This window comes from Lactobacillus sp. UMNPBX6 (assembly GCF_002553975.1).
GTDB lineage: Bacteria > Bacillota > Bacilli > Lactobacillales > Lactobacillaceae > Lactobacillus > Lactobacillus gallinarum.
Genome location: NZ_PCZD01000022.1, coordinates 1 through 17,805 on the forward strand (window position 1 = coordinate 1; position 17,805 = coordinate 17,805).

Genomic DNA, 17,805 nt, shown 5'->3' on the forward strand with positions numbered 1-17,805 from the left:
AATAACCGTCTCAGTATAACAGTAACTGGGACGGTTTTTAAGTACACTATTTTATATGACGCTTACGTAATAAATAGTGGGAGGTAAATTTTGATTCTTATGTATATGAATTTGATAGTATATTTGCTATCATAGAAAGGAAGTAATGTGCGAAAAAAGCTAAAATTTGAAATGTACGAGCGTTTAAACGGTCATAATGAATTTTATGAGGATTTGAATTCATTGACAGTTAAGGAACAGGCAAAACTGTTATCACTTATTAAGCAAGTAGAGCTTAGTGGTATAAGTGTCGCTATTCAGCAACATTGGGTAGGAGTAATTGATTCAAATATTTTTGAACTTAGGGCTATATTCTCTAATAAACGGATGAGAGGTTTGTACTTTCACGTAGATGGTGACAAGTACATAATTACGCATGGTTTTACAAAAACGACCAAAAAGACGCCTCTTCGAGAAATTAAGCATGCTCATGATATAAGAAATGAATATTATGAAAGGAAAAATTATGAGTAAAAGTATTGATAATGTAATTCAAGAAAAAATGAAAAATCCGGAATTTAAAAAAGCATTTGAAAAAGATGTGGCTCAGTTTAGTAGCTCAGTGGCACTTTTAAAAGCTAGAGAAGATGCGGGCTTAACGCAACGTGAACTAGCTGAAAAGGCTGGTGTACCTCAAAGTACAGTAGCTCGTATTGAACGTGGATACAGTACGAGTACCAAAACGCTTTCTAAACTTGCAAATGCAATGAATAAAACTATGAGAATCGTAATTTCATAATAATCAAAAAAGCCCACAACTTCTACAATTTGTAAAAGCTGTGAGCTTTTTCTTTGTTTTAAATTAACGATCTTCGTGGTTAGTGAAGTAACGGTAATCTTTACTCTTGTCGAATAATACGGCACGAGCGTTTTCACCATTTGAGATGGAGAAGATTGCGTCAGGGTATTTATCCTTAACTTCGTCTTCAATAAGTCCTCTCATCATTTCGTTGTTAGCCAAAACCGAACCAGTCAAAGCAATCTTCATTGGCTTTGGATCTTCGTAACGATTAAGACCAATAATAATATCGCGAGCTAACAAGTGAGCTTGTTGTTGGATGATCTTGATTGCGTCATCGCTGCCTTCATCTGCAAGCTTAGCAACATGAACTGCCATGCCGGCAACTTCAGGATTAGACATTCTGTAGAATTTAGCGTTACATTCATCCATGTGTTCTACGCCGAATAACTTAGTGAACATTGGAATAAGTGCGTTATCTTCACGCTTGTCCCAGCTAAGAAGTGCAGATTGCATAGCTGAACGAGCAATAGCATAACCTGAACCTTCGTCACCTAAAATGTTACCGTAACCACCAACAGCGATTAAGTGACCGTTTTGTAAGCCGTTGTATACTGAACCAGTACCAGCGATAACAAGAGCACCGTCATCACCTTCAAGACCAGCATAAAGGGCTAAGAGTGAGTCAGTAATAGCACGGGTAGGTAAGTTGTTGATTCTTGATGAAATAGTAGCAGCAACTTCAGGTGCGTTACCAACAACTGAAAGACCGGCAATACCTACTAAAACGCGCATACAGTCGCCGTCAATCTTGTTTAACAATTCGTTAATAGTATCTGAGATGTTTTTAATTCCGCCTTCGTAATCAGCGTTAATTTGACCAGGACCGCCTTCTGCGCGACCAAGTTCTTTGCCGTTTTCGTCATATGCAATGGCAGTTGAGTGAGTACCGCCTGCATCTACACCAATTTGGTATGTAAGAGCCATATTCAAATCTTCTTTCTATATTAATTTATCCATATGATAACGTATTCATTTTATTACATTTTTATATTATAGGTCTAGTATTATTTTTTCCATGTTAACGCTAACACTGATACTTTTGTTTATTTTTATGTAAATTACTAAGGTAATCAAGCTAATTAATAAGCCGATTATGAGAATCCATGGAATATAAATCAAAGTTATCTGATGTTTACCGGGATTGAGGTTAAAACTCAGAAAAGCATTAGCAAATAATACTTTATTTTTATGAAGAATTTTACCATTATCAATTACTAACCAGTTAGTACTACTTGGGATAGTAGATTTCATGGTCATTTTTTTATGAAGGGAAAAATGATTGGATTTGATAACCAAGGCAGAGGGTTGAGTAATTTGAGGTTGAATTTGCTTAAATGAATGCATTTCTTGGGCTAGCTTTTTGGTATCTAAACGCCATAAATTTGTTGCATTTAAGTCTAAATTGTCTTTTTTCAGAGTAATAGCAATTTGAATACGTTGGCCACTTTGTCTACTTCCTAAATTTATCAGTCGAGTATTTGAATCACGTACTGTAAGGTTAACGAAACTACCGTTAACGTACATATCAATAGCGTTGTCATCAATATCACCAGGCAACTCGAGATAATAAGAAGAATTTGTTTTAGGCCTAAGGTTAAAAATTAGACGAGCTGATTTATTCTTTCTCTTTTTGGAATATTGCATCCAGCCGCCATCCCAACTTGAAACATTAATCTTTTTTGGATCGGGCCAAATTACATTATGGAAGAGAGTAGTAGTATTGCCAGTTGCCGCTTGTAAAAATTGAGTTTGATTTTTAGTGATATTACTAGGATCGAACTTCATCTTTTTGGTAGAAGTTGGTGATAAAAATAAAAGTGGCAGTGCATAATTATTTTTCATTAAAATTAATTGGTTAAATCGTTTTTGTAAATGATAATCACCAACGTCGATTCTTTGATTTTTATTATCATATTTCATTTGTTTTTTTTCTTTAAGTGGGGTGATTTCTTCATTAGGAAGAATGTAATATTTAATGCCAAAAAGATCGTCAGTAATTGGAGTACCGCCAAAATTGGTATAAGAATTGCTGTTATTAACAAAACCTAGATTATTTAACAGCGACAGCACATGTTGGTTGGAGATGGAATTGAAGTTGCTCAAACCATAATAATTAGCACTAAATGGATCATCATCGGAACGATAAAAATTCTTTTCGGTTCTATATAAGCTTTGATCATGATTAGTTTCATAGTTAGTAACTTGCGTTGTATTTTTTACAAAATTTTGATAATCATAATTTTTTTGATAGGCCAAATTCCCTAATGATAAGACCAAATTAATTACCAATTCCAATTCAATTATTAAATAAAAGAATATTGCTGCATAATTGTTTTTATTATAAATAAAAGCGATAAACAGTAAGCCCAAAGCTAAAAAAGCTCCTGTGGCAATTTGAGCATTTTCATTTAAGAAATCAAATGATTGATCATTAAACGTGACAAAAAGAATCAGTCCCAAAGCAACAATAGCTAATGGCAGAACTTGCCATAGTTTGATTTTTTCTTGCTGATTTAATGCGATGATTGCTAAGTTTAAAGCTAAAAAAATCAACACAAAACTAAAGCGACCAGGGTACCAGACAGGAAATTGACCTAAGTGCCATAGTAAGACTAATGGTGTCCAAAATAGTGAAGCGATTAAAAATAAAAGCAGGAGGCCATTAGCTAATGTAGTTTTCCAATTAATTTTTTTATTTAGAAAGTAAAGAATAGTCAACAACAGAAAAGGAAGAGGAATAAAAATATTTGGCATCCCTTCTTGCATTTCATGAAAATTATAAGCACCATCGGCAAGCTTAGTTATTTGATTATATGGGATAAATTGAAATCCCCATGACCAATTTGCAGAAGATGCTGCCTTTCCTTGCAACATTTCAATAAAAACTGGCAATAACATAAAGGCATCTAAAAAAGACCCCAAAATACTTTTTATTAAATATGATTTAAAAATAGACCATTGCTTTTTTCTATTGAAGAAGAAAATCTGGGTCAATAAATAAAGAAAGCCAAAAGCTAATGTCATAAATGCGGTATAAAAATTGGTAAACCACAGTAAAAATGTGATTAAGATTAGATGGCTTTTCTCTTGCCTTAGCGTGCGATCGATTTCATTAATTAAAAGAGGCAAAAGTATAACTGAATCTAGCCACATCAAGTTGAAGTGGTTGGCGATAACATATCCTGATAATGCATAGGCGCTGCTTGCAGCTAAAGCGTAGAATGGCATATTTATTTTTTGCTGCCAGTAATAATAACTAGTTAGGCCACTTGTAGCGATTTTTAGTCCGATAATTATTAAAATAGCTTGCGGTAATAAATTTTCTGGAAATAAGAATAAAAGTAAATTAAACGGGCTAAAAAGATAATAAGCATCTGTTGCTAACATCGATCCGCCTAATCCATTTGAAAAGGAATAAATTAAGCGAAGGGGATGAGAAAACAAGTTATTTCTAAAAAAAGCGAGGAAATCAACATATTGTTGCCCCAGGTCTACTGTTAAAACGCCATTTTTGGTATAAAAGAAGTAGCTGAAGAAAATTAAACCAGGTAAAATAAAACTTAATAAAAAAAGAAGATTTTTTTTAGCAGTAAATAATTTATGGATAGTAAAATAATTATTCATCTTAAAATTTAGCTAAGCTCCATTCTCAATCGTAGAATTAACGTTCAGTTTTTGTTAAAATACATACAGTTTTAGTGAGGGACGATATACGTGGATTATTTTAGAAAAAATAGTGGGACTGGTTCAAACAAACAGTCTTCTACTCCAATAAGAATGCGAATCATCGTAGGGGTTATCCTTGTGCTTTTTGCGATGTTGATCGGACAACTGGCTTATTTACAGCTAGTATATGGATCTCGTTTTAAAGCAGAAGTACAACAATCGGATTCGACAGTTGTTTCAAATCAGGTGCCGCGAGGTGTTATGTATGATGCTAAGGGACATGTATTAGTAGGAAATAAGGCTACTAATGCTATCACTTATACTAAGAGTGCTTCGACCACCACAACGCAGATATATCAAATTTCTAATGCGTTGAGCAACTATATTAAGATTACAGATGAAAAGCCGACAAAGCAAATGATTGCCGATTATTATTTAGCTGATGAAGATAATAATACTAAGATTTCAGCTGAATTGCCTAAATCAGCTAAGGTAGATGCAAGCGGAAATAAGAAAACTAATTCCGAGGTTTACCAAGCCGCAATTGCTTATGTTGAAAAAATGGATCCTAAGTTAACTGAAAAGCAGAAAACGGCCGCATTGATCTTTAATAAGATTTCTGGTGCCTATACTTTATCAACTATTTATATCAAAAATAAGGGCTTAACTGATAAGGAAATCGCTCAAGTGGGTGAGCACCTATCAGAGTTGCCAGGTGTCGGTATCGGAACTGACTGGCAAAGATCTTATCCAAATGGTTCATCTATCCAAAGTATTATTGGTTCAGTTTCTACTGAAAAATCCGGATTACCTAGCGATAACTTGCAGTACTACTTGAGAAATGGCTATTCTCGTAATGATCGAGTAGGTACTTCATATTTGGAAAAGGAATATGAACCGCTATTAAAAGGAACGAAGTCAACTAGCAAGGTAACTACTAAGTCTAATGGTAATATTCAACAGACTAAGACAGTTTATGATGGACAAGCTGGTGCCAGCTTAATGTTGACCATTGATGCCAAGTATCAAAAGGAAGTTCAGGCATCTTTGAAGCGAATTTATGGTTCAGCTATTGGTGCAGGAGCAGCTCGCTATTCTAACGGTGCCTACGCCGTGGCAATGAATCCAAATACGGGAGCATTATTAGCGGTAGCTGGTATTAACCGTAATACGAATACAGGCAAGACTACCGATAATGCCTTAGGTGTAATCAATCAGTCATTTGTTATGGGGTCAGTAGTTAAGGGTGCAACTGTTTCTGGTGGTTTGATTAATAAAGTTATTACTCCTACTAGCAACACTTTGCCCGATACGCCAATTTATCTTCCAGGTTCACCAGTTAAGAAATCTGTTTACCCAGTCGGAACATTCAGTTCATTGGATGCCGAAACAGCGCTAGAAGTTTCAAGTAACATTTATATGATGCACTTAGCAATGAATTGGGTTGGTGCAAAATATGTACCTAAGACCTACATCCATATGCCAGACAATGCTTTTAATACTTTAAGAAGAAACTTTGCAATGTTTGGTCTTGGTCAAAAGACTGGTGTTGACCTTCCTGGTGAAGTTGCCGGAATTGAAGGTAAGTCCTTCAATTCTAAAGGAAATATTCTTTCTGGTTCAGTACTTGACTTGGCATATGGTAACTATGATGCTTATACACCAATTCAGCTTGCTCAATATGTATCTACAATTGCTAATGGTGGTTATAGAATGCAGCCATATATTGTGCAGTCTGTTGGGAAGACAAGTAAAGACGGCAAGAAGATTTATATTAACTACAATAAGAAGCCAAACGTTCAACAGTCTATTCCATGGACTCCAGATGAATTAAACGTAGTTAGAAAAGGATTCTGGCGTGTAGTACATGGTACAAATGGTTGGGGTACTGCTCACTACTTGAAAGATGTTAAACCATCAGTTTCAGGTAAAACTGGTACTGCCCAAACTTTCTACTATGATGCTGAACACCCTAATAGAAAGCATAATATTGAATTAATTAACGCTACTTTCATTGGTTATGCTCCATCTAAAAATCCAAAGCTTGCTGTAGCTGTGGTGTTCCCAGGTCTTGATCCAGACATGGAAGGGAAGTATACTTTGCAAGTCGCTAAAGCAATGATTCAGGATTATTTTAAACTTCATTCAACAAAATAAAGAATTAACACTGGTCAAATTGCTTGAAAAATGCTATTCTAGTACAGTCAGAATAAAAGTGTAGGTGGTGAAAAAAATGGCAGATAACATCATTTTAGAATGCACCGAATGTGGCGATAGAAGTTACTTATCTAAGAAGAACAAGCGTAAGCATCCGGAACGTTTATCTTTGAAGAAGTATTGCCCAGTTGAAAGACGCGCAACACTTCACCGTGAAACTAAGTAATAAATCAAAGTAGCAGGTTGTGTGCCTGCTATTTTTTGTAGGTAAAAAATGAAAAAATCAGAATTAAGAAAAATACAAATAAATAAATTGAAGCGTTTTGCCAAAACTGAAGATAAAAAATTAGAAGATACAATTTTACTTAAAAAGTTAATGGAATCTGATTTAATCAAAAATAGTCAAACTATTGGAATAACTGCTTCTCTACCTTTAGAGGTGGATACTTCCGAAGTAATTGCTCATTTATGGGATGAGGGTAAAGAGGTATATTTGGCCAAAGCTGAAAATGATCAAGATCATACTTTAAATTTTTTGCATTACACATATATGAGTAAATTGAAAAAATCTAGTTTTGGTGTAGAGGAAATCGCTGACCCAGATGCTATGGTTAATAATCATTTGGACTTGGTGATTGTGCCTGGATTAGCATTCGCACTTGATTCTCACGTTCGTCTTGGTTTTGGTGGCGGCTATTACGATCGCTTTTTAGCAAAATATAATCCTAAGACTGTATCACTAGTGAATTCTCAGATGCAATTCCAACATGCTGAATGGCCTGTTGAAAACACTGATATACCAGTTCAGACGCTGATAACTACTGAAACACATTAATTAATTTAAGGAGGCTGGAATGAAGCAAAAAATTAACCTCTCACAAATATTTGTGACCTTAGGAATTTTAATAGTTTTATTAATAGTCTTTTTAGTTGAAGTCTTTTTAGGTGGCTCCGAAAACGTCAATGTTTTGATGAAAATGGGAGCAATGAATAATTATGCGGTAGTCGCTGGTCATCAATGGTGGCGTTTATTTACTGCTCAGTTTTTGCATATTGGTGTCATGCATTTAATATCAAATGCTGTCATTATCTATTACATGGGTCAATATATGGAGCCAATTATGGGTCATACGCGCTTTTTAGTTACGTATTTATTGGCTGGAGTTGGTGGTAATTTATTTAGTTTGACTTTTAGTTCAGATCGAAGTTTAAGTGCAGGAGCTTCAACAGCTTTGTTCGGACTTTTTGGGGCTATGGTTGCCATTGGCTTGCGTAATTTCCATAATCCAATAATTAGTTTTTTAGGAAGACAAGCTTTTGTCTTAGCACTGATTAATTTAGCGTTAGATATTTTCGTACCCGGTATTGATATTTGGGGTCATATTGGTGGTTTAATAACTGGCTTCTTGCTAGCTATCATTTTAGGTGATCGCGTAATGCGGACGTATAATCCTAAGTGGCGCGTTTTAGCGGGCGCTGTTTTGATCGTTTATATAGTGTGGACTGTTAGAACAGGGATGGTTATTAACTTTTAAATGAAGACTTTATACGATGTACAACAACTTTTAGAAAAATATGGCATTTTAGTTCATGTTGGTAAAAGAATCTGGGATATTGAATTGATGGCGCTCGAACTTGATAATATCAATAAAGCCGGTTTAATTGATAAACATGATTATATGATTGCAAAATTGATTTTACGTAGAGAACATAGAATCGAAGAACTAAAAGAGGAAGATAAAAAGAAAAAGGATAGCAAGTAAATTAGTTTAGCGGTATCATTATATTTGTAAGTTTTTATGGAAGGGCAGATTAAGGTTTATGTCGAGTTTTTTAATTATCTTAGATTTAGTTTTATTAGCCATTATTTTAGTCTTTGTAGGTATTTGGGGATGGAATAAGATCCAAGCCAAATCTATCGGCGGTGAATTGACTAATGAAGAATTTAAGGCAGGCATGCGCAAGGCACAAATTATCGATCTGCGTGAAAAAGAACCGTTTAAGCGCAAGCATATTGATGGTGCCCGCAATTTACCATATACAATGCTTAAATACCAATATAATGAACTTAGAAGTGATTTACCGGTTTATCTTTACTCAGATTCAAACACAATTACTTTGAGAGCTGCCCGTTTCTTAAAGAAGAAGGGCTTTGTTTCAATCCACTGGCTTAAAGGTGGTTTTGAAACTTGGGATGGTAGAACTAAGAAGTCTAAATATTAATAAAAAAGACACATTTAGAGCTGAAGGAGCCTAAATGTGCTTTTTTGTATCAAAAATAAAATTGAAAAGATGATGATATGCAAAAAGTACTAGCAATAGTAGGGCCAACTGCCATTGGTAAAACAGATTTGGCAATTTCTTTGGCGAAAACGTTAAATGGTGAGATTGTCTCTGGTGATTCTATGCAAGTTTACCAAGAAGTGGAAGTCGGTACAGCTAAGGCAACTAAAGAAGAGCAGGCAGAAGTTAAGCATTATTTAGTTGATACACGATCAGTATTTGATGAATATTCTGTCAAAGATTTTGTTGGTGAAGCTACTAAGGCGATCACAGATATTAGTGAAAAAGGTAAATTTCCTATTTTAGCAGGCGGAACAGGCTTTTACGTTAATGCTCTGTTGAATAAAATGCAGTTGGGAGAAAAAAAGGACGAAGACAGCGGAACTTCCCAAAAGTGGGAAGTTTATTTAAAGCAGAATGGATCGCAAAAGTTGTGGGATATTTTAAATGAAAAAGATCCAGAAGCTGCTAAGAAAATCCCAGTTCCTAATTCGCGCAGAACGATGCGGGCATTAACGGTGATTGATCGTACAGGTGAAAAATTTTCACAACAACAAAAAAAGATTGAACCTAGATATGATTATCTGATTATTGGTTTAAATTCTGACAGGCAAGAAATTTATCGCCGAATTAATTTGCGCGTTGATCGCATGATGCAAAAGGGGATGCTAGAGGAGGCAAAGTTTATTTATCAAAATAGGGATAAAGAACATCAAGTATTGCAAGCTATCGCATATAAAGAATTTTTTCCTTATTTTGAAGGCAAAAAAGCTTTAGACGAGTGCGTTGAGCAACTTAAAACTGCATCTAGGCGGTATGCGAAGAGACAGCTGACATACTTTAGAAATCAGTTGCCAGTTAATTGGTTTGATCCATTAAATGATCCTGATTGTAAGGCAAAAATTATTGAAAAAGTAGAGGCATGGAAGAATGAATAATATACCAGATGAATTGCAAAAAATAGTAAAAGAAGTAGATAAACAAATAGCTCCTAAATTGGCAGAAATTGAGGATCAGATTGTTTATAACCAGGCTAAGGTATTGCAAGCATTTCAAGATAATAGCGTAGCAGAAGCTGATTTAAACGGTGCTACAGGCTATGGTGATGATGACATTGGTCGTGATAAGTTAGATCGAGTTTATGCGCAAGTCTTTGACACGGAAGATGCATTAGTGCGCCCTCAGTTTGTTTCAGGTACTCATACTTTGTTTACAGCATTGAATGGTAATTTGAAATATGGCGATACTTTGACTTATTTGACGGGGATGCCATATGATACTTTGCAAAAGGTAATTGGTTTAACTGATGACAAGCGTGGCACTTTGGCTGAAAAAGGCGTTAAGTTTTCATATGTTCCGCTAAAAGATAATTTGGTTGACTATGATGAAGCTGAGAAGATTCTCCGTAGAGATCAGCCTAAGGTGGTAGCGATCCAGAGATCACGTGGTTATTCGACTCGTAAGACTTTTACTATCGACCAAATTAAAGAGATGATTGCTTTTGTTAAGAAAGTTAGTCCACAAAGTATTGTCTTCATTGATAATTGCTACGGTGAATTTTCTGAAAAGCATGAAGCAACAGAATATGGCGCAGATTTAATGGCCGGTTCTTTAATAAAGAATGCCGGTGGTGGTCTTGCTAAGATGGGTGGCTATATTGTCGGTAAAAAAGATTTAGTGGAAAATGCTCGTCTTGCACTTACCGCTCCAGGTTGCACTGATGAAGGAGCAACAATTGGTAACTTGCATGACTTCTATGAGGGCTTTTTCTTAGCACCTAATGTAACTGGTATGGCTGAAAAAGGTATGATTTTTGCGGCAGCCTTGTTTGCTAAAATGGGAATGAATGTCACTCCCGCATGGGATGAAAAGCGTAGCGACATTATTGAAACAATTATCTTTAATGATCCTGACAAAATGATCAAATTCGTTCAAGAAGTACAAAAGAATTCTCCAATTGACTCTTTTGTTACTCCAGAAGCAGTTCCAATGGAAGGCTACGAAGATAAGATTATTATGGCAGCGGGGAACTTTGTTTCAGGCTCAACTATTGAGTTTTCTGCAGATGGTCCAGTTAGACCACCTTATGCGGTTTATATGCAAGGTGGCTTAACATATGCGCATGATAAAGTAGCTGTTATTAATGCTGTAAGGGATACATTCTTTAATCAAAAATAATTTTAAATTTTTACTAGACCAATTTGACATTTATAAATTGGTCTGCTATTGTATTAGTCAGTTCTAGGAGATAAAAATAAATCATAGGACCATATCAATTTAATATTTTTGTTTTTATAGGTGGATAAAACTATGAGTAAACAATATACTGCAGAAGAAATTAGAAAAGAAGTTGAAGATAAAGACGTTAGATTTTTACGTCTTTGCTTTACTGATATTAATGGTACTGAAAAGGCTGTTGAAGTACCTAAGAGTCAATTAGACAAAGTTTTGAATAACGATATTCGTTTTGATGGTTCTTCAATTGATGGCTTTGTTCGTCTTGAAGAAAGTGACATGGTTTTATATCCTGACTTTTCAACTTGGACAGTTTTACCTTGGGGTGATGAACACGGTGGTAAGATTGGACGTTTGATTTGTTCAGTTCATACAACTGATGGCAAGCCTTTTGCAGGTGACCCAAGAAACAACTTGAAGCGTGTTATTGGTCAAATGAAAGAAGCAGGCTTTGATACATTTGATATTGGTTTTGAAATGGAATTTCACCTTTTCAAGTTAGATGAAGATGGTAATTGGACTACCGACGTTCCAGATCATGCATCATACTTTGATATGACTTCAGATGATGAAGGCGCAAGATGTCGTCGTGAAATCGTTGAAACTTTGGAAGGTATGGGCTTTGAAGTTGAAGCAGCTCACCATGAAGTAGGTGATGGTCAACAAGAAATTGACTTTAGATTTGATGATGCATTGACTACTGCAGATAGATGCCAAACCTTCAAGATGGTTACTCGTCAAATTGCAAGAAAGCATGGTTTGTTTGCTACATTTATGGCTAAGCCTGTTGAAGGCCAAGCTGGTAACGGTATGCACAACAATATGTCACTCTTTAAGGGTAAGCGTAATGTCTTCTACGATGAAAATGGTGAATTCCACCTTTCAGATACTGCTCTTTACTTCTTAAATGGTATTTTGGAGCACGCTCGTGCAATTACTGCAATTGGTAACCCAACTGTTAACTCATACAAGCGTTTGATTCCTGGTTTTGAAGCTCCTGTATACATTGCTTGGGCTGCTAAGAACCGTTCACCACTTGTACGTATTCCTAGTGCTGGTGAAATTAACACTCGTTTGGAAATGCGTTCAGCTGACCCAACTGCTAACCCATATCTTTTACTTGCTGCATGTTTGACTGCTGGTCTTAACGGCATTAAGGAACAAAAGATGCCAATGAAGCCAGTTGAAGAAAACATCTTTGAAATGACTGAAGAAGAAAGAGCAGAACATGGTATCAAACCATTGCCAACTACTCTTCACAACGCAATTAAGGCATTTAAGAATGATGATTTAATCAAGTCAGCTTTAGGTGATCACTTAACTCATAGCTTTATTGAATCTAAAGAATTAGAATGGTCTAAGTATTCACAATCAGTTTCAGATTGGGAACGTCAACGTTACATGAACTGGTAAAATAGCTAATTAATAAGAATCCTCATAGTTCGAAGCTATGAGGGTTTTTTGTTGTATAATCAAAAATGGATATTTTGATTATAACGATGGAGAAAAAAGTTGAACAAAAAGATAAAAGTTGGGTTAATTACTTGTTGTAGTTTGTTACTTTTGACAGGGTGCAGTCCCGTGAGTCATAAAACGCAGCATCAAGAAAAGAAAATAGCGGTAGTCAAAAAACATTCTTCTAAGAAAATCGTAAATGAAGATGGAGTCAGGTTATCTACAAAGCTGACACCTAAAGAAATTGCAAGTGCTATTACGGTGTGTGCTGCAAATAAATATCATGGAACTTGGGTAAAAGTATTAAATGAAGCAAGAACTAATGGCTTAAAAATTAGTTTTCATAATCGAAGCGATTATCCCAAAATCACTAATGGTCAGGGATATGTATATGGAGTAAGTGCTGATAAACAAAATAGTGGAGCATGCTATACATTAAATGATGACCAGATTTTTATCTATGATAATCAAACTGAATTAGGCTCAATTACAGTAGATAAAATGGTTAAATATTTAAATACACATAATAGTGCTGGCATTGTTAAAAGACTAGCTAATGATGTGGTTTTAGGTACAGCTGATAATAATTCAAATGGCTCTAGTACTACGAAAATAGCAGGCGATAGAGGTTTAGATAATGCACCTGCAGAGATGCTAGGAACTTGGTACTCATATGATAATCATGAAAAAGCAACCGTAACTTTTACTGAACATACTATCGAAGAGACAGAAGATGGGCGTACAGTTACGACAGAACTGCATAAAATGAACCCAGATCGTGATCGCGGTGATCATGATCAAGATAAGGCTTATTGGGCTAAAACCAAGCATTGGGCAACTATTTCTAAGTTTAAAGTGCCTGAAAGCAAGCCAAAAGATAATAAGCTGTACTATAACATCTATGGTTGGAATGAAACCGCTGGCGATGGTGAGTTTTATGCTCTCCATACAGAAGAAAGTCAACCTGTATTAATATTAGCTGGAGGTGCAGGCATATGGACCGATGCGGTATATTGGAAAACACCAGAATTAGCTCAAAAATATGCTGGAAAGAAGTTCCATGATTTGCGTTATCGAGAAATGGATTAATTTGCTAAAAAAGCTTTAATGAATTTAACAAAATCAACTTTCTAATGTAAAATGCTATATAATAAAAATGCTAATTAGTATCCCTAATTTTCGTTAGGGGTATTTTTGTATTATCGGGAAGAATGTTGAAAGTATTGCAATGAGCAAAAAGATATTAGTATTAATTTTTTTAATAGCTACAGCTCTAAATATCAGTGCTTGTAGTCAAAATTCCACTCAGCATGATAAAAGTGTCGACAACAATACTCAAAAGCAAGTTTCAAAGAATTTAACTGCTAATAAATTAACCAAGACATCACAGGCTAGTGCAATTACAATTTATGCAGCCATGAAATATAAAGGAAAATGGCAAGACGCATATAAGCAAGCGGTAAAAAATCATTTAAGTATCAGTATTAAAAGTAAAACAGGTTTTAGCCGTATTTTTAAAGGGCAGGGCTATATTTACCAGGTTACTGGTAACGGAAAAGAACAAAATACTTTCTACACGTTGAAGAAAGATGAAGTCTCATTTTTTAACCATAAAAAGAAAATAGCTACTGTTAGTTTGAATTCGATTTTAACTTTTTTAAATGATCATCAAAAATCTGAAGAAGTGAAAAGATTATCTGCTAAGACTGTATTGGGTGCTCGGATTACTTCAAATAAATATGGGGTTAAAGGGGATGCAGGGTTAGCTTATATTCCTAAAAAACTTCGTGGTATTTGGTACAATAAAAAGGGTAAAAAGCTAGTGATCACTGCTCATACTATTGAAGGAGAAGAGATTCATAGGATATCAACTGCTGTAGTTACTACGGAATCCTTCCAACAAACTAAGCACTGGGCTAGAGCTCGAATCGAGAATATTAATGGTATTGATTGTTATCATGTCCAAAGCTTAGGAGCACAAAACTTTGGCTTTTTGTATACTGTACAAAAAAATGGTAGAAATCCGGCGGTAGTAACCTATAGTGTAGATACCGGAGATTATCTTGATTCCTATTGGAAATCAACAACAATTGCTAAAAATAATGTGAATGCTGAATTTAAAAGCTTAAAGTAAGTATAAGTTTTAGGAAATTTTTGCTTTAAAAGTTGGCATTTATTCTTTTTCATAATATTATTAGGAAAAGCAATAGAAACGAATAAGAAAAGGGGAAATTCTGTTGAAACATAAATTAACTGTGTTGGTTGCAATTTCTGCGGCTTTAACTTTAGCAGGATGCAGTCAAACTACACAAAGCAATACACAATCATCACAATCTAAAACAAGTAAAGTTGCTAAGAATTCAAGTGATAACTCTAGTACTTCAACAGCTAGTTCCAAGAATAAAGATACATATACTAAGTTGTCTGCAAGCAAGATGGATTACAAGACCACTGCCAGTGCCATTGCAGTTTATGCGGCACAAAAATACGGTGATACTTGGGAAATTGCTGTTAATGCCGCTAAGCAAGGAAATTTAGGTGTAGCATTTAGAAGTAAAGATGCTACAGGCATTACCTCAGATAATAGCGGTTATGTTTATGAAGTTAGTGGTACCGGCAAGAGCAGTAATGCGCGTTATATGCTAGCTGGTGATGGTGCCAATAAACAAGTTACTATTTTTGTTAAGCAACGTAATTTAGGAACTACTAGTTTGAAAGATATCGTTGCTTACCTTAACCAAAAGAAAGCTGCTGATTTAGTAAAACAATTAGCTGAAAAAACACAATTAAATGTCAAATTAGAAGGCGATGAAGATGCACAAAAGACTACAACTACTAGTGCTAGTGTGATTCCTTCATCACTTCAAGGTACTTGGTACACTGCTGATACAGGCAACGGCAATATTGACACTTTGACTGTAACTGATAATAAAATTAATGATGAAGCTGGTTTTAGCATGAATGTTAAGGCTAAGAACAGTGGTTCAAGTACTTCAGATGGTTATATGAAGCAAACTACAATTAATGGTATTAGTTTCTATAGCTTTACCAATATGGGTCAAACTCCAGGACAGGGTAGTACATACTTGGCACCACATACTGAAGATGGTCAAAGTGTGATCGTCTCAGCTAATTCAAACGGCCGCACTAATGCTGTTTACTGGAAGAGTGAAGCTCTTGCAAAGAAGAATTCTAATAAGCAATTTAGTGATTTGAAGTATTAGATTATGAATGTAAAAAAGACGTCGATTGTCGACGCCTTTTTTAGTTTGGATTAATTAAATCTTCTAGTTTAAATTTTCCATTTTTGTAATCAATTACAAGAATAGAACAATTGCCAAATCTCTTTTTTAAAAATTGCTGTGGATCAACTCCGATGGCAATTAAGAAATTAAAGCAGGCTCCAGCATGTGAGACGGCAAGAACTTTCTCATTGGGTTGGGCTTTAGCCATAAAACTTGAAATTGTATCAAATACACGCTTTTGCACGTCTTTTGATCTTCCCCACCATATTGAACAAAAAAATCGTTGTAAGGAACTTGAGGGTTAAGACGTTCATCTTGACCTTCGAAAGAACCGAAATACTCTTCTTTTAAGCCTTTTAGTCTTTGATAAGATATTTGTTTATTAGTAACAATTTCTAAAGTATCGCTAGCTCTGAGACTGTCAAGAAGTTTGTGTAAATAGATCTTTCTCATCGATTGATTTTTTATTCTTTATTTAGTCAAAATAAGATAACGGACTACATTATGATAATTATAATGTTTATAAGCCTTTTCACTAACAAAAATAATGTTTTGGTGTAATAATGAAAACTGAACAGATTTATAAAATTTATGTAGAAAGAGGCACAAGATATGACAGTATATTACAAAGGATTCCCACAAAGCGATCGGGAAGAATATTTGCATATGATTAATGTCGATGAACTTGAACAAAGAGTTAAGAAAATTATGCCAGAAGGGGCATATTACTACATTGCTTCTGGTTCAGAGAATGAATGGACATGGCGTAATAACACCGCAGCCTTTAATCATTGGCAAATTATTCCTCGTGCCTTAACTGACATGGAAAATCCTTCTACAGCTACTGAATTCATGGGGATGAAGCTCAAGACTCCAGTAATGATTTCACCAATTGCATGTCACGGAATTGCACATACAATGGCTGAAGTTGATACGCAAAAGGGTGCTGCAGCTGCTGGTGCATTGTTTGCATCAAGTACCTATGCTAACAAGAGTGTTGAAGATATTGCTAAAGCCGCTCCAGATGCTCCAAGATTTTTCCAACTTTACTTAAGTAAGGATTGGAAATTTAACGAAATGGTCTTTGATGCAATTAAAAAGACAGGTTATAAGGGCATTTATTTGACTGTTGATGCTTTGGTATCAGGTTATCGTGAAGCTAACTTGAGAACTAAATTTACTTATCCAGTTCCATTGGACTTCTTTACCCGCTATCTTGATGGTAAGGGTGAAGGACAAAGTGTAGCTCAAATGTATGCTTCATCAGCTCAAAAGATTGGTCCTGAAGATGTTCGTCGCATTAAGGAAGAAACTGGCTTACCTGTAATTGTTAAGGGTGTTGAATCTGTTGAAGATGCTTATAAAGCAATGGGTGCTGGCGCTGATGGTATTTATGTTACCAACCATGGTGGCCGTCAATTAGATGGTGGTCCTGCAGCTATTGATGTTTTGCCAGCAATTGCCAAGGCTGTTAACCACCAGGTACCAATTATCTTTGATTCCGGCGTACGTCGTGGCTCACATGTCTTTAAAGCATTAGCATTGGGTGCCGATATGGTTGGTATCGGTCGTCCATATCTTTATGGTTTAGCCTTAGGTGGAGCACCAGGTGTTCAAAGTGTAATTGATCAATTAGACAAAGAATTGTTGATCGATATGCAATTAACAGGATGCAAGACTATTGAAGACGTTAAACATGCTAAAATTGCACATATTAATTACACTGCAGATAATTTGGATTCAATTACTTCTCCTGACAGAATGAAGCCATATCCAAAGACAGCCGATAATCAAATTAAGACAAATGGTGCCTCTGATGCAACGTCAGGAGCATCAGAGCATTAAATAACTAATTGAAAATAATCTTCTTTTAATAAGATGATTTTTTTATTTTTAGTAGGTCACTTCCTTAACTAATACTGA

General features: G+C 35.4%; 18 protein-coding genes. 15 read left to right on the plus strand and 3 right to left on the minus strand.

From position 1 onward, the window contains the following. Positions 1-171 precede the first annotated feature (171 nt). Complete coding sequence (locus tag CP357_RS05030; RefSeq protein WP_098036709.1) at positions 172-513, plus strand: type II toxin-antitoxin system RelE/ParE family toxin; 342 nt, start codon at positions 172-174, stop codon at positions 511-513. Further along, positions 506-778: a helix-turn-helix transcriptional regulator gene (locus tag CP357_RS05035; RefSeq protein ID WP_233187210.1), complete on the plus strand. Its 273-nt coding sequence runs from the start codon at positions 506-508 to the stop codon at positions 776-778. Before CP357_RS05030 ends, CP357_RS05035 begins: the two co-directional genes overlap by 8 nt. A 63-nt stretch (positions 779-841) precedes the next feature. Here the strand turns inward: CP357_RS05035 and CP357_RS05040 are convergent, their stop codons facing one another. Then, positions 842-1,765 carry an N-acetylglucosamine kinase gene (locus tag CP357_RS05040; protein WP_087176481.1) on the minus strand — a complete coding sequence of 308 codons (924 nt, stop codon included), beginning with the start codon at positions 1,763-1,765 and terminating at the stop codon, positions 842-844. 66 nt (positions 1,766-1,831) lie between these two features. Beyond that, positions 1,832-4,465, minus strand: a complete 2,634-nt coding sequence (locus tag CP357_RS05045) for a YfhO family protein (protein WP_098036699.1) — start codon at positions 4,463-4,465, stop codon at positions 1,832-1,834. A 90-nt stretch (positions 4,466-4,555) separates the two neighbouring features. On the opposite strand from CP357_RS05045, the gene CP357_RS05050 reads away from it, so the two are divergent. The 12 genes from CP357_RS05050 (at position 4,556) to CP357_RS05110 (ending at position 15,861) form a co-directional block, all read left to right on the plus strand. Beyond that, positions 4,556-6,664 carry a penicillin-binding protein 2 gene (locus CP357_RS05050; protein WP_025005338.1) on the plus strand — a complete coding sequence of 703 codons (2,109 nt, stop codon included), beginning with the start codon at positions 4,556-4,558 and terminating at the stop codon, positions 6,662-6,664. Positions 6,665-6,740: 76 nt separating this feature from the next. Next, the gene (gene rpmG / locus CP357_RS05055; RefSeq protein ID WP_003548272.1) at positions 6,741-6,890 is read left to right on the plus strand and encodes a 50S ribosomal protein L33; all 150 of its coding nucleotides are present in this window, start codon (positions 6,741-6,743) and stop codon (positions 6,888-6,890) included. 48 nt (positions 6,891-6,938) lie between these two features. Further along, entirely contained in the window at positions 6,939-7,499 is a 561-nt protein-coding gene (locus CP357_RS05060; RefSeq protein WP_087176484.1) for a 5-formyltetrahydrofolate cyclo-ligase, read from the plus strand. A gap of 19 nt (positions 7,500-7,518) precedes the next feature. Further along, positions 7,519-8,199, plus strand: coding sequence for a rhomboid family intramembrane serine protease (locus tag CP357_RS05065; RefSeq protein WP_087176485.1), 681 nt, complete (start codon positions 7,519-7,521; stop codon positions 8,197-8,199). Beyond that, entirely contained in the window at positions 8,200-8,427 is a 228-nt protein-coding gene (locus tag CP357_RS05070) for a YqgQ family protein (RefSeq protein ID WP_025005341.1), read from the plus strand. A 58-nt stretch (positions 8,428-8,485) separates the two neighbouring features. Then, a complete protein-coding gene (locus tag CP357_RS05075; RefSeq protein WP_025005342.1) occupies positions 8,486-8,887 on the plus strand; it encodes a rhodanese-like domain-containing protein in 402 nt (133 codons plus the stop codon). Positions 8,888-8,964: 77 nt separating this feature from the next. After that, positions 8,965-9,885 (plus strand): tRNA (adenosine(37)-N6)-dimethylallyltransferase MiaA, encoded by a 921-nt coding sequence (gene miaA / locus CP357_RS05080; protein ID WP_098036700.1) that lies wholly within the window; start codon positions 8,965-8,967, stop codon positions 9,883-9,885. Beyond that, positions 9,878-11,125, plus strand: coding sequence for a methionine gamma-lyase family protein (locus CP357_RS05085; protein ID WP_025005344.1), 1,248 nt, complete (start codon positions 9,878-9,880; stop codon positions 11,123-11,125). Before miaA ends, CP357_RS05085 begins: the two co-directional genes overlap by 8 nt. A gap of 132 nt (positions 11,126-11,257) precedes the next feature. Beyond that, positions 11,258-12,595, plus strand: a complete 1,338-nt coding sequence (gene glnA, locus CP357_RS05090; RefSeq protein WP_025005345.1) for a type I glutamate--ammonia ligase — start codon at positions 11,258-11,260, stop codon at positions 12,593-12,595. Positions 12,596-12,763: 168 nt separating this feature from the next. After that, positions 12,764-13,726 carry a hypothetical protein gene (locus CP357_RS05100; protein WP_025005346.1) on the plus strand — a complete coding sequence of 321 codons (963 nt, stop codon included), beginning with the start codon at positions 12,764-12,766 and terminating at the stop codon, positions 13,724-13,726. 139 nt (positions 13,727-13,865) lie between these two features. Continuing rightward, positions 13,866-14,771 (plus strand): ABC transporter, encoded by a 906-nt coding sequence (locus tag CP357_RS05105; RefSeq protein ID WP_098036701.1) that lies wholly within the window; start codon positions 13,866-13,868, stop codon positions 14,769-14,771. Between the two features lie 103 nt (positions 14,772-14,874). Beyond that, a complete protein-coding gene (locus tag CP357_RS05110; RefSeq protein ID WP_098036702.1) occupies positions 14,875-15,861 on the plus strand; it encodes a hypothetical protein in 987 nt (328 codons plus the stop codon). A gap of 40 nt (positions 15,862-15,901) precedes the next feature. Here the strand turns inward: CP357_RS05110 and CP357_RS05115 are convergent, their stop codons facing one another. Continuing rightward, complete coding sequence (locus tag CP357_RS05115) at positions 15,902-16,126, minus strand: histidine phosphatase family protein (RefSeq protein ID WP_098036703.1); 225 nt, start codon at positions 16,124-16,126, stop codon at positions 15,902-15,904. A 368-nt stretch (positions 16,127-16,494) separates the two neighbouring features. Between CP357_RS05115 and CP357_RS05120 the strand changes: the two genes are divergently transcribed. After that, on the plus strand, positions 16,495-17,727 hold the full coding sequence (locus CP357_RS05120; RefSeq protein WP_025005350.1) for a lactate oxidase: 1,233 nt from the start codon (positions 16,495-16,497) through the stop codon (positions 17,725-17,727). The last annotated feature ends 78 nt before the right edge of the window (positions 17,728-17,805 follow it).

What these genes read in the sequence shown, in the direction of transcription:
- CP357_RS05105 (WP_098036701.1), top strand. Translation starts at nt 13,866, where the DNA reads ATGAGCAAAAAGATATTAGTATTAATTTTTTTAATAGCTACAGCTCTA.
- CP357_RS05120 (WP_025005350.1), top strand. Translation starts at nt 16,495, where the DNA reads ATGACAGTATATTACAAAGGATTCCCACAAAGCGATCGGGAAGAATAT.
- rpmG (WP_003548272.1), top strand. Translation starts at nt 6,741, where the DNA reads ATGGCAGATAACATCATTTTAGAATGCACCGAATGTGGCGATAGAAGT.
- CP357_RS05030 (WP_098036709.1), top strand. Translation starts at nt 172, where the DNA reads ATGTACGAGCGTTTAAACGGTCATAATGAATTTTATGAGGATTTGAAT.
- CP357_RS05075 (WP_025005342.1), top strand. Translation starts at nt 8,486, where the DNA reads ATGTCGAGTTTTTTAATTATCTTAGATTTAGTTTTATTAGCCATTATT.
- CP357_RS05040 (WP_087176481.1), bottom strand. Translation starts at nt 1,765, where the DNA reads ATGGCTCTTACATACCAAATTGGTGTAGATGCAGGCGGTACTCACTCA.
- CP357_RS05065 (WP_087176485.1), top strand. Translation starts at nt 7,519, where the DNA reads ATGAAGCAAAAAATTAACCTCTCACAAATATTTGTGACCTTAGGAATT.
- CP357_RS05085 (WP_025005344.1), top strand. Translation starts at nt 9,878, where the DNA reads ATGAATAATATACCAGATGAATTGCAAAAAATAGTAAAAGAAGTAGAT.
- CP357_RS05045 (WP_098036699.1), bottom strand. Translation starts at nt 4,465, where the DNA reads ATGAATAATTATTTTACTATCCATAAATTATTTACTGCTAAAAAAAAT.
- CP357_RS05070 (WP_025005341.1), top strand. Translation starts at nt 8,200, where the DNA reads ATGAAGACTTTATACGATGTACAACAACTTTTAGAAAAATATGGCATT.
- glnA (WP_025005345.1), top strand. Translation starts at nt 11,258, where the DNA reads ATGAGTAAACAATATACTGCAGAAGAAATTAGAAAAGAAGTTGAAGAT.
- miaA (WP_098036700.1), top strand. Translation starts at nt 8,965, where the DNA reads ATGCAAAAAGTACTAGCAATAGTAGGGCCAACTGCCATTGGTAAAACA.
- CP357_RS05035 (WP_233187210.1), top strand. Translation starts at nt 506, where the DNA reads ATGAGTAAAAGTATTGATAATGTAATTCAAGAAAAAATGAAAAATCCG.
- CP357_RS05060 (WP_087176484.1), top strand. Translation starts at nt 6,939, where the DNA reads ATGAAAAAATCAGAATTAAGAAAAATACAAATAAATAAATTGAAGCGT.